Here is a 19,985-nt window from a genome sequence, read left to right on the forward strand (position 1 = left end):
AGCGAAGGTAACAATTATTGAGAAACTTTTTTGTCGTATTCTATCAAAAGGAAGAGGTAGAAACAAAGAGAATAACGAGAGTTAAGGAAGAGGGTATACAACTAGTAACCTTCTAAAAATAGGGTTAACATCTTTTAAAAATAAAAGATTAGCTATTATTAAGGAAGGGAAAATATAAAATATTATAAAGAACACCTTCTTTCAAAAAAATAGGGGGAGTAATATGCGACTGATGAGAAGATGTGTGGCCTTACTAATTGTATTTTTTATCATGGCTCCAACGATTAGCACAAATGTACAGGCAGAAGTTATAAAAGAGCTTGGAAAGGGGTTTCCTGATACAGAAGTATTCACACCTGGAGAATGGTTTTTAGGCCAAAAACCTGCTAATTATGATGAGAATAAACCGCCAATTCTCTTTGTACAAGGAAGAAATGGTAATGCTGATAGTTGGTATGGAAAGACAGTATATCATGATATAAATGATATGTATGATTATGCTTTAAAAGCAGGCTATCAAACAGTGTTTATACAATTGTATGATGCTGCAGGGAAAGGTTCGGCTAGTCAGTGGGATAACGGAAAGTTGTTAGCACAAAAACTTGAAGAAATATATAATCATTTCGGTAAAAAAGTTAATATTGTAGCGCATAGTAAAGGTGGTATTGATACACAAGCCGCATTAGTTGAATATGGTGCGAATCGATTTGTTGGAAATGTTATTACACTTGCTACACCGCATCACGGCTCAAATTTAGCAGATTTGTCATATAGTTGGTGGGCAGGGTGGCTTGCTTCTATATTAGGTCAAAAAGATGATGGTACGTATTCGTTACAAATAGGTGAAATGGCAAAGTTTCGTTCAATAATAGATAACAACCCAGCAGCTAAATTAAACCGTTACTATACGGCTACTGGAACTAGCTGGGGGCCAACATTTTCTGCATTATCTATGGGTGGGTTATATTTATCATCGTACGGTTCAAATGATGGACTAGTAAATGAATGGAGTGCGAAGCTATCGTACGGTACACATTTATTTACAGATTCCAGATTTGATCATGACAATATAAGAAAAGGATCAGCTGTTTTTGCACGAATTGAACCATATTTACGTACGACAAATGTGGGATTACCAGCTTTAGTAGCATCCAGCACTAGTTCAAATGGAGATCTAGAACAATTAAATACAACTTCAAATCAAAATATTTTAGGAGGCGAATTACCACAAAATCAGTGGATAGAGCAAACCGTTACAGTTGATAAAAAAGCGGAAGGAATCGTTTCTATACTAACTGCTTCTTCTGATGTAGAAGTACAAATGGTATCTCCAAAAGGAAAAATCTATGCAAATAAAGATAGCGCTATAACTACTGGTGAAGGCGAATCTTTTTTTAATGGGGCGACAATTAGAACGTTTAAGTTTGATAAATTAGAAGTAGGCGAATGGAAAATCAAAATGATGGCGAAGCAGTCGAAAGATGCATATTTAGTTGTAAGCGATTACAAGGATGACGCACCATTTGTTCTTCGAATGCCTACAAAAGTTAAAATAAATCAACCTGAGTATAAACTGAAAAAATCACCTGTAGCACCTGAAATGAAAGGGGATCTTTCCATAACAGTAAGAGTCGTTAATAAAGAAGGTAAGTTAGTCTCTGAATTTAATGAATTACAAAATGTTAATACGAATACATTTACAGGTGCTTTGAAAGATATAAAACAACCGGGAGTATATAACGTTACGATGGATATAAAAGGGATGAATAAAGAAGGAAAACCATATAATCGTACGATTGTTAAGTCGGTTTATGTAGAGAAATAAGGAAGAATAAATAAGTATAATAAAAAGTGCAGAAATCTTGTGTTAGAAAGAATTCTGCACTTTTTTATGTGGGGAGAGATAATAAAAGTTGAAAAAACTGTTATTCAATAAAAAAAGATGCTGAAATAGCATCTGAATGTGAAGAAATAATTTTAACTTAGTTTTGTAACTGTTAATTCAACTGAATTTATACCATTGTCACAAGTTACAATACTTTGACGATTAAAACCACTATTATTTCTAAGTTGAAGAGTTGAATTAGCAGGCACTGTAACAATTGTTTCGCCAACGAGTTGAAGACATTCGTTATTTGATGAAGTATTCATTTGAATAGCGAAGTCACCTTGACTATTAGCAAGTGGATTGTTATTTAAAAATATAGTTATGACTGGGATATGTGGAAATACAGGATTTAAAGTAGTATTAATACTGGAAATGAACGAAACTCTATAATCACCAGCTTGTCTAAAGTGTATAGTAGTAGGATTTAGTAAGGAAACACCTCCTGCTAAAGGTCCAACGTGATTAAATGGAAAAGGATCGCCAAAAGGAACAGTTATAAATTCAGTTTGCCAAAAAGTTCCGTATGCAGGACAGCTTCGTTTATGTGAATGGTCACATGAACATTTTTTATTTGAACTGGAAGAAGATTTGCATGAGCATTTTTTATACGAGTTTGAAGAATGATAGTATGAACCCAAAATATTACCTCCTATTCTTAATAAATTTAAACCACATAGTAGTTTATGAAGATGAATCACAATTGGCGTGTATGCTTGTACTATAAAAGGAAATAGATTTGGAATATAAAGTGGTCAAATGATGAAGTGTAGTATTTGGGTATTACCTGTAACACCTTTTGAAGATGATAAGGTTTATAATTTGATAGAAAAATAAATGGAATTTCTAAATAGATTGAAGTAACGAGGAAACGTTTATCCCACTATTTTCCGAGCAGTAAGACTCCCATCTCAAAATTCAGCGAAAGCAAAGAAGTTAGGTGGGGGATGAATTAAACCCCCACTCATTAAAATTTCACTTTACTATATTTATTTAGTCTGACAAAACAGAAATATTACCTTTAGCTGTATGGATGTTATCATTTGGTGAAAATATAATATTTATCTATATTTATATTAGGTTATTCAGTTTATTTTTTATTTGCGTAGCTGAGCAGGAAAAAGTCAGAAAATATAGAATAATATACATATGAAGCATTGTTTGTTTTTGGTGTGAATAGTAATTAAAGATACGCTAAAATATTTAAAATTGTAACGAAAGAGAGATTAAATAATAGAGGGAGCAACTTACATGGAAAATATATTAAAGGTATCTTCAAAATCAAGCCCAAATTCAGTCGCAGGTGCAATAGCAGGAGTACTAAGAACAAGTGGTAATGTGGAAATTCAAGCGATTGGGGCTGGAGCTATAAATCAAGCGATTAAAGCAATTGCGATTGCAAGAGGGTTCGTCGCTCCAAGTGGTATTGACTTAGCTTTTGTTCCAGCGTTTCAAGAGATTTCTATCAATAATGAAGAAAGAACAGCGATTAAATTAATTGTAGGCCCTAGAAAGAAAAGGTCTTAGTAGAAGAGAGCGTTACTATAAGGGAAAAAGGCCAATAGACTTCCCAGGTTAGATACGCTATTTTATGTAACCGATCCTTGGGTGTGGACACGGCATTATACCGGACTCATGTCTGTTAATTTCTCCTTAAATTTAGCGCGTGTTCTAGATACTTAAAAATGCCAAATCCTTTGTGATATAAGGGATTTGGCATTTTTGATGTTTTTAAAAATAAACAACCTTAAAACTGCTCATTTAGAAGATTTAGTTTTAGTAGCGGCCATTGAACGTTTTTATGATAGTTTACCTGATAAATGGTCTTTCTAATTCTTGCAGCTATAGACTGTTCGTGTTGGTATCTATTCAAGTCAATTTTATTACGCTCCATAACCTTTGTTTTAATTTGATTCAGTGTTCCTGCTCCATCTAGTTCGGTTAATATTGCTATAATTTCATCTAGCCATGAAGTGCTGTTGGACATACATATACCTCCTAATAAAACATGTGTACTTATTTTTATTTTAATCTTTTAAATTTATATATTCATATATTGATTCAACAAAATTAGCAAAATATAAATCTATTGATAATATTATTAAAGCGTTGAATGAGAGCTTTATTCTTTCTGAGGATGAGCAAGAGGAAGATATGTATCAGGCTAATATTGATTCGGATTTTAGTAAAGTAAAGATTGCAGAAGAAGAGAAACCGGAAAATCGAAAAAAAACTAAAATGGAATCTGGTAGGGAAGTATGGCCTCGTGATCCGAAAAAAGCTAAACAAGCTATTAAACAGGCAGAATTTAAATGTGAAATAGATGACACACATGAAACATTTGTATCGGAAGCCAGCCGAAAAAATTATATGGAGGCCCATCATCTAATACCGTTAAGAATGCAACATGATTTTGAAAATAGTTTAGATGTTGTTGGAAATATAGTTAGTATATGTCCGAACTGTCATAGGTTGATTCATTATGGAAGAGACAAAGATAAGAAAAAAGTTTTAGAACTTCTCTTTGAACAAAGAAAAGATTCTTTGAAGAAGTTCGGTATTGAGGTATCTCTCAAAGAGCTATTTGGATACTATGGAATTCTAAAATAAGAATATTCATAGCTATAGTGAAGGTAGAATGTTTCATACTTAAACATAGCTATTATTGTGATGGAAATTTAAATTTCGTCTTTTGAAAGTATCAATAATTTGTATTATTTTTATAGGGTTATATATTTTTCTTTTGCTCTGCTGTATAGCAGAGCTCTTTTTTTTTGTCGTACAAAAGCCACCTATATATGTGAAGTGCACCCAAATTGTTAGGCTGTGTCTAACAATTGGGGTGCACTTCAGTCCTGTCGGGCGGCTTCTTTTAATTTATATTCACCAATTCATTAAACTTAAACTTAGTATTCAAACCAAAGGCATCTGTACAATATATAGTTTTCGTCATCGGTTCAATATGTAATACATTTATGTACATGTCTTGCACCATTCCATCACGATAGTATGAGATATGTATTTCTTCTTCCTCGTGAAAAGATTGCATTAACGCTCTTTCTATTCGTTCCATAGTATCTTGTGTTAAAAAAGGTTTAGGTACTTTATATTGTTCCTCAAACATTCTATGTATTTCCTCGTATTGCTCCGGTATTGAAGCAAACGGATTCCATTTCACCATACCTCTTCCACGTACTACAGGAAAGCTGTTATATCCCATGATGTAATACCTCACTTTTGTTTTTTTAATGCCACTACAAACAAACATGTGTTCTTTTTTAAGGTTTGAAAAGGGACCATTTTGTTAACATGAATATTCAAAAATAATTTTTTCAAGTTAGAATATTCAAAAACTTATTTATGCAAACAAGCATGTCATGATAACATTTAACAAAAGGGGGTAGAAGTAGATGAGTGTTGACATTATTTCTAAAGAAGAAATCACAAAATTATTAAACGAATGGTATCAAGCTATGATTTCACAACGTGTATTACAGTCTCAGAAAATAAAAGAAGATATTGCAAATAAAATCAATAATATTAAGGAAGACCAAACAATATTAGTCTACTACGCTTTATTGAATGCACGGTATAAACTGCTAATTCGGGATATGGATAGTACAAAAGATATTCTGGACAAAATCGAGCCTTTACCAGAGTCTACAGAAACATTTTTAGAGTACTATCATCATTTATTTAAAGCAATTTACGCTATTAATAAAGCAAACCATAGTGAAGCAAGAATGCAATTTGAAAAAGCTGAAACGTTTTTAGAGTACATGCATGATGAAATTGAAAAAGCTGAATTTAATTATTGGCTTGCAGTCCATTACTATCACGTATTAAAACCGATCCTAGCAGTTCAATTTGCTACAAAGGCGAATGAAGTATTTTCAATTAGTCCAGGGTATGAATTAAAAACTGCAGCATGCTTAAATACTTTAGGAATGGCACACATTCGACTAAATGAATTCGAAAGTGCAGAGGAATATTTACTTTCAGCACTAGGTACCTTCCAAAAATCTAATGATGAACTTCTTATTAAACGAGTTAAGCATAATTTAGGACTTTTATACGCAAGTCAAAACATGCCAGAGTTAGCAATTAAACACTTAGAGGATTCATTAGAAAATAACGCTAAAACTATGTTTCTTTTAGCAAGAGAACATTTTAAGTTAGGTTATAGTCATATCGCTAATGAATATATTGAGAATGGCTATAAGATTAGCGACTTATGTTATCGTCATCATTTCCGAATTTTAAAAGCAGTACATAACTATGTACCGCAAGAAGAATTAGAAAATGTGGTTATAGAAGGTATTTCGTATTTTGAAAAAGAAGAATTATATGATTGGGTAAAAGAATATGCTTCTCTTTTAGGTGAAAGATTCTATGGTTCAGAAAATCACAGAAAAGCAAGCAAGTATTTGCACATCGCTTTAGATGCAGACAAAAAGAGCATAGAAAGAAGGGCGCTAAAATGAAAAAAGCAATCTTATTAATGATGATGTTATCCGCTGTTTTTACTTTTGGTCTTACTAATGTAAAAGACATACCACAAAACGAAGCAATTGAAGTGTTTATGGATCATGGAGAACATATTTAAAACCTAAGGAAGAGGGCGCTTATAGTGTCCTCTTTTTAATATCTATTATATGATGAGGTTGCAGGTACGTCTTTTGGTTATTGTTTGATAAACGTAAGATGTTTCTAAAAATGTGTATACAAAGGTGTAATTTTGTACTGTATATGTTCACGTACTATATAAAAAAGTATGAAAATCTATAAAAATAATTATTTCAATAAAATTTGTTTTAGATATTAAAAAGTGCCAAAACCCTTGTGGTATAAGGGGTTTGGCACTTTTGTGTTTTTTATATTTTATCAAATAAACAATTCTAAAACTGTTCATTCTTCTCCCAAGATTCAACGATATAATGTGCGATCGTCGGATTGAAGCCTTTACCAACTAAAAACATAATCGCAGCAACTTCTGTTAATGCGTGTTCATGTGATGTATGTTTTGCTTCATTTAAACCGTAATCTACCCATGGTTTTACGAAATCTAGTACGGGTTTCTTGAAAGGTAAAAACTGTGTACCGACAACTTGTTGAATTTGTTGTTGTGTTGGTTCAGTAATTGGTCCAGGTGGTAAGATTTGTGGTTGTGTAATGTCTAGTGTTGGTCCAGGTGGTAAGATTTGTGGTTGAGTTGGATCTATTGTTGGTGGTTTAGGTGGTGAGACACGTGCGTCGTAGTTTGGTTGATACATTTGTTGTTGGTATTGCGGTTGTTGTGGTTGAGTTGTGTATGGGTTTTGTGGTGCTGCATATGGATTTTGTTGATATTGTTGTTCTTGGTTTTGTGGTGCTGCATATGGATTTTGTTGATATTGTTGTTCTTGGTTTTGTGGTGCTGCATATGGATTCTGTTGATATTGTTGTTCTTGGTTTTGTGGTATTACATATGGATTTTGAGGATATCGCTGTTCTTGATTTTGTGGTGCTGCATATGGATTTTGAGGATATTCATAATTTGGACGTGTGTCATATGGATTTTGTTGAAATTCAGTTTCTTGGTTTTGCGTTGTTGCATATGGATTTTCGTCATATTGTGGCTCTTGCTGCTGTAACTCTTGTTCTTCGTATTGTTCTGTGTATCTCTGTTCTTGTTGTTGAGGATACAATGGTTGCCTTGGATAAGGCGGTTGATTATTATAGAACATGTTTATTCCTCCTTCATGATGATGCCTACCACCTAGTGTATGGGCGGACAAGAAAATATGTGATGAAAAAATGCGGGCGTGTTACAATAAGTAACTGGGTGAAGATAAAATGACAAAACAAGAAAAAATTCAAAAAACAATTACTTTTGTAAAACATATTTTAGAAAAAGATGCGAGTGGGCATGATTGGTATCATATTGAACGTGTACATAAAATGGCGATTTCTTTATCTGAGCAAGAAGGTGGAAATCGTTTTATAATTGAAATGGCAGCATTACTTCACGATGTGGCAGATGAAAAGCTAAATGAAAGTGAAGAAGCAGGAATGAAAAAAGTTTCTGATTGGTTAGAAGAGCTACGTGTTGAAGAAGAGGAAAGTAAACATATTCTTCATATCATCGCCAATATGTCTTATAAAGGTGGCCATGGCGGCACAGTAGAGTCACTTGAAGGGAAAATTGTTCAAGATGCGGATCGTTTAGATGCTCTTGGCGCAATAGGAATTGCTCGTACATTTGCATATGGCGGGACGAAAGGGAGATTAATGTATGATCCAACTATTCCGCCGCGTGAAGAAATGACGAAAGAAGAGTATAGAAAAAATAATGATCCATCTTTAAATCATTTTTATGAAAAACTTTTGAAATTAAAAGATTTAATGAATACGAATGCAGCAAAACAAGAGGCTGAAATTCGTCATCTTTATATGGAACAGTTTATTGAACAATTTATGAAAGAGTGGAATGCACAAATATGAAAATGTTAACTGTGGAGAACTTATCAAAATCATATGGGGAAAAGCCGTTATTTGATGGATTATCATGTAGTATTACAGAAGGACAACGTGTCGGAATTATCGGTGTAAACGGAACTGGTAAATCGACATTATTAAAAATTATTGCAGGATTAGAAACTCCTGATACAGGTGATATGACGCATTCACGTGGGTATACAATTAGTTATTTATCACAGCAACCAGAGTTTGATGAAAAACTGACAGTATTAGAGCAAGTGTTCCATGGTGATACACCTTTAATTCGTCTTCTTCGTGATTATGAAAAAGCACTATTAAATATTGAAAAAGATCCAAGTAATGAAAAAGTACAGGAACAATTATTTGCAGTGCAGCAACGTATGGATGCAATGAGTGCATGGGAAGCAAATGCAAGTGCGAAATCTCTTTTAACGAAATTAGGAATTACAGATTTCACTGCAATTGTTGGGAATTTATCTGGTGGACAGAAAAAACGTATCGCAATGGCACAATGTTTTATTGAAACACCTGATTTATTAATTTTAGACGAGCCTACGAACCATCTTGACCATGAGACAGTTGAATGGTTAGAAGAATATTTAGCAAGATATACAGGTGCGGTATTACTTGTAACCCATGATCGTTATTTCTTAGATCGTGTGACGAATCGTATTTTTGAATTAGATAATGGTAAACTATATAGCTACGAAGGAAACTATAGTACATTTTTAGAAGCGAAAGCACTTCGTGAAGAGCAAGAATTGGCACAAGAATCGAAACGCCAAAATTTATATCGTCGTGAACTTGCTTGGATTCGTCGTGGTGCAAAAGCCCGTTCTACGAAACAAAAGGCGCGTATTCAGCGTTTTGATGAGCTAAAGGCACAAGAAGGACCAGCTGCAAAACAGTCAGTTGATATTGCACTAAGCGGAAGTCGTCTAGGAAAGAAAGTACTTGAGTTAAAAGATGTAACGAAAAAATTTGGCGATAAGACGGTATTACATAATTTTAATCATATTGTGAAACCGGGTGATCGTATCGGAATTATTGGGGCGAATGGAAGCGGGAAATCTTCCCTATTAAATATGCTTGCAGGTAAGTTATCTCCTGATAGTGGTGAAGTGGAAGTAGGACAAACTGTAAAAGTTGCTTATTATACGCAAGAAAATGAAGAGATGAATTTAAATCAGCGTATGATTGAATACATTAAAGAGATTGCAGAAGTTATTCATACGACAGATGGAAAAGTAATTGGTGCATCTCAAATGTTAGAACGTTTCTTATTCCCGACGCATTCACATGGTACACCACTTGGTAAACTATCTGGTGGTGAAAGAAGACGTTTATATTTATTACGTATTTTAATGGGAGAACCAAACGTACTTTTACTTGATGAACCTACAAACGATCTAGATACACAAACATTAACAGTACTAGAAGATTATTTAGAAGATTTCCCAGGTGTCGTTTTAACTGTATCGCATGACCGTTACTTCTTAGATAAAGTAGTAGATGAACTGTTCATCTTTACTGGCGGAGGCGAAGTGCGTGAGTTTCTAGGTAGTTATACAGATTATTTAGAAATGGAAAAAACGAGAGAACTTATGGAGAAAGCGGAAGTTCAAAAAGAGAAAAAAGTTGTAGAAGAAGCTCCAAAACAACAACGTAAACGTAAACTTTCATACAATGAACAGCGTGAATGGGAAACGATTGAAGATACAATTGCCGAACTTGAAGAGAAAATTGAGTCAATTGGAGAAGAACTTGCGAAAGTTGGATCTGACTTCACAAAGGCACAGGAATTATCTGAAGCACAGCAGAAAACAGAAGAAGAGCTAGAAAAACAGATGGAAAGATGGAGTGAACTATCAGACATCGTTGAAGGATTAAAATAAAAACAAGCTGCATATATTGAAAAGTAAAGAGAAAAACTTTACACTATTGGTAGAACCTATTTTAGGAGGGAAACAATGAGAACATCTAATCCAATGTTGAAAAAAGAGGCATTCCGTAAAGAGGGAGCAAGCGCTTCTGCGATGACGATTGGCGGAACAGTAGGCAAAACGTTCATTATGCTTATCTTGCTACTTGCAACGTCTGTCTATTCATACATACAGATGATGCAGGGGACGATGAAGATGCCAGTATTAATTGGTGCTTTAATCGTTGCGGCAATCATCGCATTTGCGTCTATGTTCTTCCCGCGCATTTCACCTTTTGGTGCACCAATCTATGCAGCGGTAGAAGGGGTTGTGTTAGGAAGTATTTCAGCAGTTTATACAATGAAATTTGGCGATTCTATCGTTTTAAATGCTGTATTACTAACAATCTCAATTCTATTTGCAATGTTAGTGTTATATGCAACACGCGTAGTAAAAGTAACGGATAAATTCCGTACAGGCGTGATGGCAGCAACACTTGGAATTATGGTTATGTATTTAGTCGTATTCCTACTAAATATGTTTGGCGTAACTGTTCCATACATTCACCAAGGTGGTACAATCGGTATTATTATTAGTGCAGTTGTTATTGTAGTTGCTGCATTAAACTTATTACTAGATTTCGATTTAATTGAAAATGGTGTACGTAGTCAAGCTCCGAAATATATGGAGTGGTACACTGCGATGGGACTAATGCTTACATTAGTATGGTTATACTTAGAAATTCTTCGTTTCGTTTCTTACTTTACGAAAAATGACTAATAAAAAATCCTGCATGAGAAATGCAGGATTTTTTTATTTTTAAAGATAAATTGATTTCATGGTATAATATGGATATTGGTAACTTGAGTTAAGGGGGGATGGAATATGATGAAAGAGAAGAAAGGGATTATGAAAAAGCTATTTTCTAAAAGTTTTTTCATAGAACTAGATGATGCTTTAACGTATCCATCATCAAAAGTCATTACTTCAGCAATAGAGAGATATGCGGCTAAATGCAATGAAAGACTAAAATTTGAGAGTAAAGTTAAACCGATTACTTTCTACTTAGAAAATGTAATGTACCGTGCTGAAATAAAGATGGCTCGCGGAGGATATTACATATCTTGTACTGAAGTGTAATAAATTTTGAAACTATACATGTTTGAACTATGTATGGTTTCTTTTTTTGTTTTGTAAGGTCTAAAATAATACTTTTTACTTACGGATATATCATTTTGTACTTTTTACCATTCAAACATTTCTCCTTACAATGAAGAAAAACATGTGAGGTGGTATAACTTATGATGAATCGAGTTGTATTAATCGGTAGATTGACAAAGGAGCCAGAATTATACTACACAAAACAAGGCGTCGCTTATGCACGAATATGTGTTGCGGTGAATAGAGGATTTCGAAATAGTTTAGGTGAACAACAAGTCGATTTTATTAATTGTGTTGTTTGGCGCAAATCGGCTGAGAATGTAACTGAATATTGTAAGAAGGGATCACTCATTGGGATTACAGGGCGTATTCAGACTAGTAATTACGATGATGAACAAGGCAAGAGAATATATAGAACTGAAGTTGTGATTGAGAGTATTACCTTTTTGGAGAGAAGGCGGGAGGGGCATCGTAATAAAAGGTGATTTTAAGTAATAGCTTCGGAAAAAATTGTGGAAAGTATTTTAATAAACTTAAAGAGGGGATACCGCCAGCTTTTTTGAAAAAACAAGTAAAGAGTATACAAAATTTTATAACGTTTTTTGGCTAATCCAGTAACAAACGAGAACCATAAAACCCATCACAGGATAGGAATGTATAAAAAGATGAATCGAGTGATAGAAAATAAAAAAGGGATTCCTTCTGAGAGTAAGGAATCCTCCTTTTTGTTGCAACCGATAATGAGACGTTATGTTAATTAGAAATGTATACGATATTCATAAAATCCGAACTGTTCAATTTGTTAAAAAAACTATAGTTGAAATTCTTTCTTTATAATTTCAGCTACTTCTGTAGCATTTAAATTCGTATTATTGATCCTTATATAATTTTTCTCTGTAATTTCTCCTTCTCTTGAATTTAATCTAAAATTTTCAAATGTGCTTAATAAATTTTGTTCAGATTGTTCAATCTTTCTTTTCGTTGGCTTATGTTCAAGTCGATGAGGTGTTTTATTTCGTTGAAGTCTTTCTTCTACATCAGCTTCTAATTCAACAAAATAAATATCAACCCCTTGGGAACGAAAAATATTACATATACTTTCAACATCATCCCAATCTTTCTTTTCATTAAACGCCCATACGTATGTAAAAATCATTCCATAATGTTCACTCTTTGAAAATGATTGAAATATTTCCTTTCGGAAAAGATGGGTTAATCGCCACATTTCCGAAGAGAATCCATACAATGGCTCCAATAAATCAATTGTCATATGGTTATGAAATAATTTTAAATCAGTCATCTTTGCTAGTTCTTGTCCAACTGTCATTTTCCCAACTGCTTGTGGCCCAAATATCAAAACAAACTTTTTCATCGAATTCCCTCCAAAAAATAATAAGACATTAATTATAAAATAAGAGATTCTGTAAATGTATCACAATCAAAATATTTTGTAGAATCTATATACTTTTCTGCCTTTTGTATTTATAAAAATAGTTGTCTTCCAATAACGAAAATTATGTAAATAAGCTATCCATATGGATAGCTTATTATATTTTTTTGCTTAGCGTGTTTTTTTCAAAAATAATGGCGATGCCTCAAGAAATGGATAAAAAATAAAAATCATCGGAAACGAAAGCTTTTAAAATCCCGTTCCTAATTTAAAATGTAAAAAGAATGAAATAGTATGGTAGCGGGAAGAAAGTAGTAAAATTAAGCATCCGAGTAGGAGTATAGAGTGATAACATGTTACAATACAGCTAAGAACATGCAATAAAGGAGAGTTTTTTACGTGAAGATTAAAGCAATTGAACCGACGCCAAGTCCAAATACAATGAAAGTTATTTTGAATGAAGTATTACCATCAGGAGCGCGTAATAATTATACAAATGAAAATAAAGAACAAGCACCAATGCAAGTGCAAGAAATTTTGAAAATTGAAGGCATTAAAGGTGTATATCATGTAGCCGACTTTTTAGCAGTGGAGCGAAATGCGAAGTATGACTGGAAAGTTTTATTACAACAAGTTCGTGCTGTTTTCGGCGAAGAAGTAGTGGAAGAAAGTGAAGAACAACAACTTGCTCATTTTGGAGAAGTGAAAGTGTTTGTTCAAATGTTCTTTACAATTCCAATGCAAGTAAAGTTAACAGATGGAACGACGGAAGAACGTGTTGGTTTACCAGATCGTTTTAAAGAATCAATTATGAAAGTGCAAATGTCTGCACCAAACGTTGTAAAAGAGCGTAAATGGGTGGAACAAAGTACACGTTACGGTAATTTTGAAGAAATTGGGAAAGAAGTAGTGGAAGAGATTGTTGCTGCTTATTCAGAAGAACGTGTAAATGAAACGGTTAAAGAATTATTAAATCAAGCAGGTGCTGTTGAAGTAACGATTCAAAAGCGTGAGCCATATAAAGTAACAGAAGAGATGATGAAAGATTCTGACTGGAAAAACCGTTTTGCAGCATTAGAACAAATGGATCCTACTGAAGAAGATATTCCAGTGTTGAAGATGGCGTTAGATGATGAAAAAGTTTCAATACGCCGCTTAGCAACAGCGTATTTAGGTATGGTAAAAGGTGATGAAGTATTACCGTTATTATATAAAGCGTTGTTAGATCGCTCTGTAAGTGTTCGCCGTACTGCAGGAGATTGTTTATCAGATGTAGGTGATCCGGCAGCGATGTTCGTTATGATTAAATCTCTGAAAGACCCAAGTAAATTAGTACGCTGGCGTGCAGCGATGTTCTTATTTGAACTTGGAGATGAAAGTGCGATTCCAGCATTAAAAGCAGCGCAAGATGATCCAGAGTTTGAAGTAGCGATGCAAGCACGTCTAGCATTAGAGCGTATTGAAGGCGGAGAAGAAGCAAAAGGTTCTGTATGGAAACAAATGACGGAGTCACGTAAAGGGGAATAATGCATGATTGTTTTCTATGATAGTTGGTGTCCGATGTGTACGGCCGTTGCAGAACGTACGAAAAAATTAGATAAAAAGGGTAAGATGAAATTTGTTTCATTTCGAAATGAAGATGTAGTTGAGAAGTATGAGCTTTCTCAAGAACTACAAAGTAAGATGGAACAAAGACTGTATATTTTAAAAAATAATAAGTGGTATGACGGTATTCAGAGCATAGATGTATTAGCAAAGGCCGTTCCATCTTATTGGTTTGCAGTTCCTTTTATAAAGTTATCTATCGTACTTGGTTTTGGAAGTAAAGTATACGATTATATCGCTAATAATAGAAAACTTGTTCCAGTGGGACATTGCCGCGGTGGGGTTTGTGAAATCCCTACAAAAAAATGAAATCATCGTTATCTTTCTTTTGCACCTATTAATAGAGCGTGATATGATGAATTTGGAATGAAAGTTGAAGGAGAGATTACAAGATGTCAAATGCTTATGAAGAATACATGCGCCAAATGGTAATCCCAATGCGCCAAGAGTTAGTGCGTTCTGGGTTTGAAGAGTTAACTACAGAAGAAGCTGTAACAGAATTTATGGAAAATACATCAGGTACAACTTTAGTAGTTGTAAACTCTGTTTGTGGTTGTGCAGCTGGTTTAGCACGTCCATCAGCAGGTCAAGCGGTTGTTCGTGCTGAAAAACAACCTGATCATCTTGTAACTGTATTCGCAGGTCAAGATAAAGATGCTACTGCAAAAATGCGTGAATACTTCGGAGAAATTCCTCCATCTTCACCATCTATGGCATTATTAAAAGGAAAAGAAGTTGTTCACTTCATTCACCGTCATGAAATTGAAGGTGCAACTATGGACGAAATTATTACGAACTTAGAACAAGCTTTCGAAAAGAATTGCTAAAGAAGGGGGAGAGTAAATCTCCCTCTTTTCTTTATATAGAGGTGAAACAATGATCGTAACAACAGCAGGAAGAACGAATAAAGAAATGACAGATTATGCAAAGCTGGTAGCCGCAGAATTAAATGCTTCTTTCGTTAAACGTAATGACATACCAGTACATAAGCTGCATGAGCAGTATGAACAAGATGTGCTTGTCGTAGGGAAGAACCGATTAGCTATTTATCCGAAAGGTACGGAAGAATCGTTTTTCTTTCATCCGAACTCAGCGATGTTTCGTGTGAAAAGGTTAATGCGTGGAGAACACGATCCGTTTGTACAAGCCACGCAATTAGAGAGAGGAATGACAGTGTTAGATTGTACGCTCGGGATGGCATCAGATAGTATTGTAGCTAGTTATGTTGTTGGTGAAAGCGGAAAAGTAACAGGACTTGAAGGCAATGAGTATATGGCTTATATTATGGAAAATGGTTTGAAAACATGGTCTTCATCCGTTTCTGAAATTGATGAAGCAATGCAAAGAATTCAAGTAAAGAAAACGGAGCATTTTTCATTTTTAGCGCAATGTGAAGACAATAGTTACGATGTTGTTTACCTTGATCCGATGTTTGAAGAAACTGTCATAGAATCCGACGGAATTAAAGGATTAAAACACTTCGCTTTGTATCATGATATTACTGATGAAACAATTGCGGAGGCAAAACGAGTGGCGAGAAAATGTGTCGTTTTAAAAGATCATTTTCGTAGTTCTAGATTTGAAAAACACAATTTTTATGTATACAAAAGAAAAAGTGCTAAGTTTCACTTTGGTGTAATTCACCCTTGCTAATTGTTTGAAAAGATGTATAATAAGCAATAATTAATTAAATATACTGTCTGTGATGAAGAGAGTAGTCTTTTTTAGAAGGAAAGCGAGCTAGGGATGGTGTGAGCCTAGTACGGAAGAAAAAGATGAAGCGCACTTCGGAGATGCTTCTTGAACGAATAGTAGAGAAAGCCGAGGCCCCCTGTCCTCGTTATAAACGGGAAAGTGGTTCGTAACGAACAACAAGGGTGGTACCACGGGTTAAAACTCGTCTCTTTTTTAGAGACGAGTTTTTTGTGTTTTAAAAAATAAGGAGGTTGTATCATGGATTATAAAATGCAGTTTGTGGAAAGTTTATCTAATATTTTCACGAATGAATTAACGCAAAAACAAATTTTAGATTTAATTGAAACACCGAAACAAGATGAATTTGGAGATGCAGCGTTCCCATGCTTTTCATTAGCGAAGCAATATAAAAAAGCACCAGCTCTTATCGCAAAGGAAGTTGCTGAGAAATTCAATGATCCGTTTTTTACGAAAGTAGAAGCCGTTGGTCCTTATGTAAATGTATTTTTCAATCGTGAAACTGTAAGTGATGCAGTATTAAAAACAGTTTTAGCGGAGAAAGAAGAGTTCGGTCAAAACCACTTTGGCTGTGAAAAAACAGTAGTAATTGATTATTCCTCTCCTAATATCGCGAAACCTTTTTCGATGGGACATTTACGTTCTACAATGATAGGAAATTCGCTGAAACATATCGCTGAAAAATGTGGCTATGAAGTTGTAGGGATTAATTATATAGGAGATTGGGGAACACAGTTTGGAAAGTTAATTACGGCTTATAAAAAATGGGGAAATGAAGCAGTAGTTAAAGAAGATCCAATACGTGAGCTATTTAAGTTATATGTCCAATTCCATGAAGAGGTAAAAGACGACGAAGAACTAGAAGAAGAAGGACGTGCTTGGTTTAAGAAATTAGAAGAAGGTGATGAAGAAGCGGTAGAGCTTTGGAATTGGTTCCGTCATGAGTCCCTTAAAGAATTTTCTCGCATTTATGAACTTCTCGGCGTAGAATTTACTAATTTTCAGGGAGAAGCATTTTATAATAATTTAATGGAAGATTTTATTGGGATTTTAGAAGAACATGAGTTGCTTGAAGAATCAGAAGGTGCATTAGTCGTTAATTTAGAAGAAGAAGGAATGCCGCCTTGTTTAATTAGAAAATCAGATGGTGCGACGATTTATGCAACGCGTGACTTAACGGCAGCTTTATATCGTCAAAACACTTATGGGTTTGATAAAGCGCTATATGTTGTTGGTCCAGAACAAAGCTTACATTTCAATCAATTTTTCACCGTATTAAAAAAACTTGGCTATACTTGGGTTGATGGTATGGAACACGTACCATTTGGCTTCATTTTAAAAGATGGTAAGAAAATGTCGACACGTAAAGGAAGAGTTATTTTACTTGAAGAAGTACTCGAAGAAGCAATCGAACTTGCAAAACAAAATATTGAAGAGAAAAATCCAAACTTAAAACAAAAAGAAGTAGTAGCAAAGCAAGTCGGTGTTGGTGCAGTCATCTTCCACGATTTAAAAAATGAGCGTATGCATAATATCGAATTCTCATTAGAAAATATGCTGAAATTTGAAGGAGAAACAGGACCTTACGTACAGTACACACATGCACGTGCTTGTTCTATTTTAAGAAAAGAAAGTGTAGAATTTGAAACATGTACATTTGCTTTAAAAGACGATCATAGCTGGAGTGTCGTAAAATTACTTAATAAATTCCCTCAAGTAATTGAAGCGGCTTTCAATAAAAATGAGCCATCTATTATTTCGAAATATATATTAGATGTAGCACAATCATTCAATAAATATTACGGTAATGTTCGTATATTAGAAGAGAGCAAAGAAAAAGACAGCAGACTCGCATTGGTTTATGCTGTGACGGTTGTATTAAAAGAAGGATTACGTTTACTTGGGGTGGAGGCACCTGAGGAAATGTAACATAGTAGTAAACTGACAAACTGGGTCTAGTATAAACCTGGTTTGTTTTTTTATTGGATATATATTTTTTTTGCAAAATCAATTAAAATCTTTTTAGAGAGGGTGATTCATATTGATTCGAACTTTTATTTTACAAATTCCTTGTCATAGAAGATTAGATAGGAGTTTTTTTAAACTACAAAAGTACATACCTTTATGTGCGCGTTGTACAGGCATGCTTATTGGTATTTTAATGTTTCCAATTTATTTTTATATGACACCTTCATTTCTTTTGGCAATCATACTATCATTTTTCGCTCAAATTCCGTTACTTATCGATGGGTTCACCCAAAAGTGGAAATGGAGAAGTAGCTCAAATTTGCTAAGAATAACTACTGGTGTATTAAGCGGTAATGGTATGGGATTATTCATTTCCTCTAGTGTTATATGGATATTATCTTAAGATATATAGTAATGGAGGTATTTACATAGATGTTCTGGATTTATTTAATTCTAATTTTTATTTCAGGCGGAAGTGGAATTGGTTTTATGACTCAAGATAAGTATACAGAAGCAATAATAGCTTTTGTTATTTGTATACTATTGTTTGGGCTACTGTATTATTATCTTAAAAGAAACAAAAGAAAGAGAAAAGCAGATTGTGACGATTTAGACTGTACGGATTGTTTTGATTGTGATTGTACTTGTTAAATTTTTCTTCCAAATAAAAAGCTAGTGTATTATTAAAAATACACTAGCTTTTTTGCTTTGAAATTTTAAGAAAAGTGTAGGAATACGGCTATTATATAGAGAACTTTAGTTTTGTATATAAAAGGAGGCGTTAGATGTTGGAAACGTATGATTGGAACAATAAACTAACATATTTAAAAAACACGAGAGATTTATATTACAACGACGATTATGTAAGCTTTTTAGTAAATACAGTTTGGAAGATTACTAAGCCTGTACATATCGTTGATTACGGTTGTGGATATGGTTATTTAGGATTAGTATTAATGCCATTACTCCCAGAAGGTTCAAAGTATACAGGTATTGATAGTGGAGAAACATTATTAGCTGAAGCCAGAGAGTTGTTTCGTTTACTTCCGTATGATTCAGAATTTCTTGAAGGAGATGCTACAGAAATTGAACTGAACGATAAATACGATATAGCAATCTGTCATGCTTTCTTATTACATATGACTACTCCAGAAACAATGCTACAAAAAATGATACATTCAGTTAAAAAGGGTGGAAAAATAATCTGTTTTGAACCACATTGGATTTCTAATATGGCTTCTTATTTACTAGATGGGGAGAAACAATCGGAATTTATTCAGCTAGGTGTTTTGCAGAAATTATTTGAAAGTGATACGCAAAGAAATGGTAAAGATGGCAATATAGGCATGAAAATACCGATATATTTAAGTGAATTAGGTGTGAAAAATATTGAATGTAGAGTAAGCGATAAAGTGAACTTTTTAGATTCAAATATGCATCACAATGATAAAAACGATTTGTATCAATCATTAAAAGAAGAGGGGATTGCAGGTGATCCGGGTGATAAGCAACAATTTGTAGAACGTTTAATAGCCAGAGGATTAACATATGATAATGCGCTAGCTCAATATGAAGCTGAACTACGATTTTTTAAAATATTTCATGTGTATTCTTCTTTTGTATACGCTCCCAATATGAAAATTACATTTGGTGACATAGTTTGTTAAAAGGTATGATGTATAAGGCTTGTCGTTTAATGTCGATAAGTCGATATTCGACATATAATCGCTGATATATGTTAAGAATCGGTCGATATAATTTGAAAATCGCCGATAAAATGAAAGAATCGCTGATATATTTGAATTATCGCCGATATAATTTTATGTACTAATTTCAGCTTCTACAAGATTAAAACCGCATG

Annotated in this window: 23 protein-coding genes and 1 other annotated feature; of the genes, 18 read left to right on the forward strand and 5 right to left on the reverse strand. The window is 34.0% G+C overall.

Translation table 11 applies throughout. The features are described from left to right. Positions 1-223: 223 nt before the first annotated feature. On the forward strand, positions 224-1,825 hold the full coding sequence (locus ACQGSG_RS17985) for an esterase/lipase family protein (protein WP_001238692.1): 1,602 nt from the start codon (positions 224-226) through the stop codon (positions 1,823-1,825). A gap of 152 nt (positions 1,826-1,977) precedes the next feature. Here ACQGSG_RS17985 and ACQGSG_RS17990 read toward each other — a convergent pair whose 3' ends face one another. Further along, entirely contained in the window at positions 1,978-2,526 is a 549-nt protein-coding gene (locus ACQGSG_RS17990) for a hypothetical protein (protein WP_000536153.1), read from the reverse strand. 610 nt (positions 2,527-3,136) lie between these two features. On the opposite strand from ACQGSG_RS17990, the gene ACQGSG_RS17995 reads away from it, so the two are divergent. Continuing rightward, entirely contained in the window at positions 3,137-3,412 is a 276-nt protein-coding gene (locus ACQGSG_RS17995; protein ID WP_000427801.1) for a stage V sporulation protein S, read from the forward strand. Between the two features lie 220 nt (positions 3,413-3,632). On the opposite strand, the gene ACQGSG_RS18000 is transcribed toward ACQGSG_RS17995, so the two are convergent. After that, positions 3,633-3,872 (reverse strand): hypothetical protein, encoded by a 240-nt coding sequence (locus ACQGSG_RS18000; RefSeq protein WP_000071988.1) that lies wholly within the window; start codon positions 3,870-3,872, stop codon positions 3,633-3,635. A 167-nt stretch (positions 3,873-4,039) separates the two neighbouring features. On the opposite strand from ACQGSG_RS18000, the gene ACQGSG_RS18005 reads away from it, so the two are divergent. Next, positions 4,040-4,495 (forward strand): HNH endonuclease, encoded by a 456-nt coding sequence (locus tag ACQGSG_RS18005; protein WP_000283853.1) that lies wholly within the window; start codon positions 4,040-4,042, stop codon positions 4,493-4,495. Between the two features lie 262 nt (positions 4,496-4,757). Here the strand turns inward: ACQGSG_RS18005 and ACQGSG_RS18010 are convergent, their stop codons facing one another. Beyond that, entirely contained in the window at positions 4,758-5,105 is a 348-nt protein-coding gene (locus ACQGSG_RS18010) for a YolD-like family protein (RefSeq protein WP_000541074.1), read from the reverse strand. 190 nt (positions 5,106-5,295) lie between these two features. On the opposite strand from ACQGSG_RS18010, the gene ACQGSG_RS18015 reads away from it, so the two are divergent. Further along, positions 5,296-6,369, forward strand: coding sequence for a tetratricopeptide repeat protein (locus ACQGSG_RS18015; RefSeq protein WP_000109862.1), 1,074 nt, complete (start codon positions 5,296-5,298; stop codon positions 6,367-6,369). Then, positions 6,366-6,491 (forward strand): hypothetical protein, encoded by a 126-nt coding sequence (locus ACQGSG_RS18020; protein ID WP_000709202.1) that lies wholly within the window; start codon positions 6,366-6,368, stop codon positions 6,489-6,491. Before ACQGSG_RS18015 ends, ACQGSG_RS18020 begins: the two co-directional genes overlap by 4 nt. Positions 6,492-6,783: 292 nt before the next feature. Here ACQGSG_RS18020 and ACQGSG_RS18025 read toward each other — a convergent pair whose 3' ends face one another. Next, positions 6,784-7,611: a hypothetical protein gene (locus tag ACQGSG_RS18025; RefSeq protein ID WP_070757438.1), complete on the reverse strand. Its 828-nt coding sequence runs from the start codon at positions 7,609-7,611 to the stop codon at positions 6,784-6,786. Between the two features lie 109 nt (positions 7,612-7,720). On the opposite strand from ACQGSG_RS18025, the gene ACQGSG_RS18030 reads away from it, so the two are divergent. The 5 genes from ACQGSG_RS18030 to ACQGSG_RS18050 all read left to right on the forward strand — a co-directional run bounded on the left by ACQGSG_RS18030 (position 7,721) and on the right by ACQGSG_RS18050 (position 11,933). Then, a complete protein-coding gene (locus ACQGSG_RS18030) occupies positions 7,721-8,368 on the forward strand; it encodes an HD domain-containing protein (protein ID WP_000165967.1) in 648 nt (215 codons plus the stop codon). After that, positions 8,365-10,260, forward strand: coding sequence for an ABC-F family ATP-binding cassette domain-containing protein (locus ACQGSG_RS18035; RefSeq protein ID WP_325842637.1), 1,896 nt, complete (start codon positions 8,365-8,367; stop codon positions 10,258-10,260). The genes ACQGSG_RS18030 and ACQGSG_RS18035 overlap by 4 nt, the downstream gene beginning before the upstream one ends. 75 nt (positions 10,261-10,335) lie before the next feature. Next, complete coding sequence (locus ACQGSG_RS18040; RefSeq protein WP_001260655.1) at positions 10,336-11,067, forward strand: Bax inhibitor-1/YccA family protein; 732 nt, start codon at positions 10,336-10,338, stop codon at positions 11,065-11,067. 105 nt (positions 11,068-11,172) lie between these two features. Next, positions 11,173-11,427: a DUF4318 domain-containing protein gene (locus tag ACQGSG_RS18045; protein ID WP_325842636.1), complete on the forward strand. Its 255-nt coding sequence runs from the start codon at positions 11,173-11,175 to the stop codon at positions 11,425-11,427. A gap of 161 nt (positions 11,428-11,588) precedes the next feature. Then, positions 11,589-11,933 carry a single-stranded DNA-binding protein gene (locus tag ACQGSG_RS18050; protein WP_325842635.1) on the forward strand — a complete coding sequence of 115 codons (345 nt, stop codon included), beginning with the start codon at positions 11,589-11,591 and terminating at the stop codon, positions 11,931-11,933. Between the two features lie 326 nt (positions 11,934-12,259). Here ACQGSG_RS18050 and ACQGSG_RS18055 read toward each other — a convergent pair whose 3' ends face one another. Then, positions 12,260-12,820, reverse strand: coding sequence for an AAA family ATPase (locus ACQGSG_RS18055; RefSeq protein ID WP_000714950.1), 561 nt, complete (start codon positions 12,818-12,820; stop codon positions 12,260-12,262). Positions 12,821-13,237: 417 nt separating this feature from the next. On the opposite strand from ACQGSG_RS18055, the gene ACQGSG_RS18060 reads away from it, so the two are divergent. The 8 genes from ACQGSG_RS18060 (at position 13,238) to ACQGSG_RS18095 (ending at position 19,791) form a co-directional block, all read left to right on the forward strand. Continuing rightward, entirely contained in the window at positions 13,238-14,365 is a 1,128-nt protein-coding gene (locus tag ACQGSG_RS18060; RefSeq protein ID WP_000692580.1) for a conserved virulence factor C family protein, read from the forward strand. A gap of 3 nt (positions 14,366-14,368) precedes the next feature. Further along, the gene (locus tag ACQGSG_RS18065) at positions 14,369-14,752 is read left to right on the forward strand and encodes a thiol-disulfide oxidoreductase DCC family protein (protein WP_000634887.1); all 384 of its coding nucleotides are present in this window, start codon (positions 14,369-14,371) and stop codon (positions 14,750-14,752) included. An 83-nt stretch (positions 14,753-14,835) separates the two neighbouring features. Beyond that, on the forward strand, positions 14,836-15,270 hold the full coding sequence (locus ACQGSG_RS18070) for a BrxA/BrxB family bacilliredoxin (RefSeq protein ID WP_000063706.1): 435 nt from the start codon (positions 14,836-14,838) through the stop codon (positions 15,268-15,270). A gap of 49 nt (positions 15,271-15,319) precedes the next feature. Continuing rightward, complete coding sequence (locus tag ACQGSG_RS18075; RefSeq protein ID WP_061139359.1) at positions 15,320-16,096, forward strand: class I SAM-dependent methyltransferase; 777 nt, start codon at positions 15,320-15,322, stop codon at positions 16,094-16,096. Between the two features lie 40 nt (positions 16,097-16,136). Next, positions 16,137-16,351, forward strand: a binding site (T-box leader). Between the two features lie 45 nt (positions 16,352-16,396). Further along, on the forward strand, positions 16,397-18,085 hold the full coding sequence (gene argS / locus ACQGSG_RS18080) for an arginine--tRNA ligase (protein ID WP_098481230.1): 1,689 nt from the start codon (positions 16,397-16,399) through the stop codon (positions 18,083-18,085). Between the two features lie 112 nt (positions 18,086-18,197). After that, positions 18,198-18,527 (forward strand): DUF2085 domain-containing protein, encoded by a 330-nt coding sequence (locus tag ACQGSG_RS18085; RefSeq protein WP_000621475.1) that lies wholly within the window; start codon positions 18,198-18,200, stop codon positions 18,525-18,527. Between the two features lie 29 nt (positions 18,528-18,556). Continuing rightward, positions 18,557-18,775 carry a hypothetical protein gene (locus ACQGSG_RS18090; RefSeq protein ID WP_000498603.1) on the forward strand — a complete coding sequence of 73 codons (219 nt, stop codon included), beginning with the start codon at positions 18,557-18,559 and terminating at the stop codon, positions 18,773-18,775. A gap of 137 nt (positions 18,776-18,912) precedes the next feature. Beyond that, positions 18,913-19,791, forward strand: a complete 879-nt coding sequence (locus tag ACQGSG_RS18095; protein ID WP_033685790.1) for a class I SAM-dependent methyltransferase — start codon at positions 18,913-18,915, stop codon at positions 19,789-19,791. Positions 19,792-19,985: the final 194 nt, after the last annotated feature.

The sequence above is a fragment of the Bacillus sp. GMa5/1 genome (assembly GCF_050172015.1).
GTDB classification, from domain to species: domain Bacteria; phylum Bacillota; class Bacilli; order Bacillales; family Bacillaceae_G; genus Bacillus_A; species Bacillus_A cereus.

Bases quoted from the DNA above. Each gene is read 5' to 3' on its own strand.
- ACQGSG_RS18005 (WP_000283853.1), top strand. From the start codon at position 4,040: ATGTATCAGGCTAATATTGATTCGGATTTTAGTAAAGTAAAGATTGCA.
- ACQGSG_RS18055 (WP_000714950.1), bottom strand. From the start codon at position 12,820: ATGAAAAAGTTTGTTTTGATATTTGGGCCACAAGCAGTTGGGAAAATG.
- ACQGSG_RS18090 (WP_000498603.1), top strand. From the start codon at position 18,557: ATGTTCTGGATTTATTTAATTCTAATTTTTATTTCAGGCGGAAGTGGA.
- ACQGSG_RS18065 (WP_000634887.1), top strand. From the start codon at position 14,369: ATGATTGTTTTCTATGATAGTTGGTGTCCGATGTGTACGGCCGTTGCA.
- ACQGSG_RS17985 (WP_001238692.1), top strand. From the start codon at position 224: ATGCGACTGATGAGAAGATGTGTGGCCTTACTAATTGTATTTTTTATC.
- ACQGSG_RS18025 (WP_070757438.1), bottom strand. From the start codon at position 7,611: ATGTTCTATAATAATCAACCGCCTTATCCAAGGCAACCATTGTATCCT.
- ACQGSG_RS18040 (WP_001260655.1), top strand. From the start codon at position 10,336: ATGAGAACATCTAATCCAATGTTGAAAAAAGAGGCATTCCGTAAAGAG.
- ACQGSG_RS18050 (WP_325842635.1), top strand. From the start codon at position 11,589: ATGATGAATCGAGTTGTATTAATCGGTAGATTGACAAAGGAGCCAGAA.
- ACQGSG_RS18075 (WP_061139359.1), top strand. From the start codon at position 15,320: ATGATCGTAACAACAGCAGGAAGAACGAATAAAGAAATGACAGATTAT.
- ACQGSG_RS17995 (WP_000427801.1), top strand. From the start codon at position 3,137: ATGGAAAATATATTAAAGGTATCTTCAAAATCAAGCCCAAATTCAGTC.
- ACQGSG_RS18000 (WP_000071988.1), bottom strand. From the start codon at position 3,872: ATGTCCAACAGCACTTCATGGCTAGATGAAATTATAGCAATATTAACC.
- ACQGSG_RS18035 (WP_325842637.1), top strand. From the start codon at position 8,365: ATGAAAATGTTAACTGTGGAGAACTTATCAAAATCATATGGGGAAAAG.
- ACQGSG_RS18045 (WP_325842636.1), top strand. From the start codon at position 11,173: ATGATGAAAGAGAAGAAAGGGATTATGAAAAAGCTATTTTCTAAAAGT.
- argS (WP_098481230.1), top strand. From the start codon at position 16,397: ATGGATTATAAAATGCAGTTTGTGGAAAGTTTATCTAATATTTTCACG.
- ACQGSG_RS18070 (WP_000063706.1), top strand. From the start codon at position 14,836: ATGTCAAATGCTTATGAAGAATACATGCGCCAAATGGTAATCCCAATG.
- ACQGSG_RS18020 (WP_000709202.1), top strand. From the start codon at position 6,366: ATGAAAAAAGCAATCTTATTAATGATGATGTTATCCGCTGTTTTTACT.
- ACQGSG_RS18010 (WP_000541074.1), bottom strand. From the start codon at position 5,105: ATGGGATATAACAGCTTTCCTGTAGTACGTGGAAGAGGTATGGTGAAA.
- ACQGSG_RS18015 (WP_000109862.1), top strand. From the start codon at position 5,296: ATGAGTGTTGACATTATTTCTAAAGAAGAAATCACAAAATTATTAAAC.
- ACQGSG_RS18030 (WP_000165967.1), top strand. From the start codon at position 7,721: ATGACAAAACAAGAAAAAATTCAAAAAACAATTACTTTTGTAAAACAT.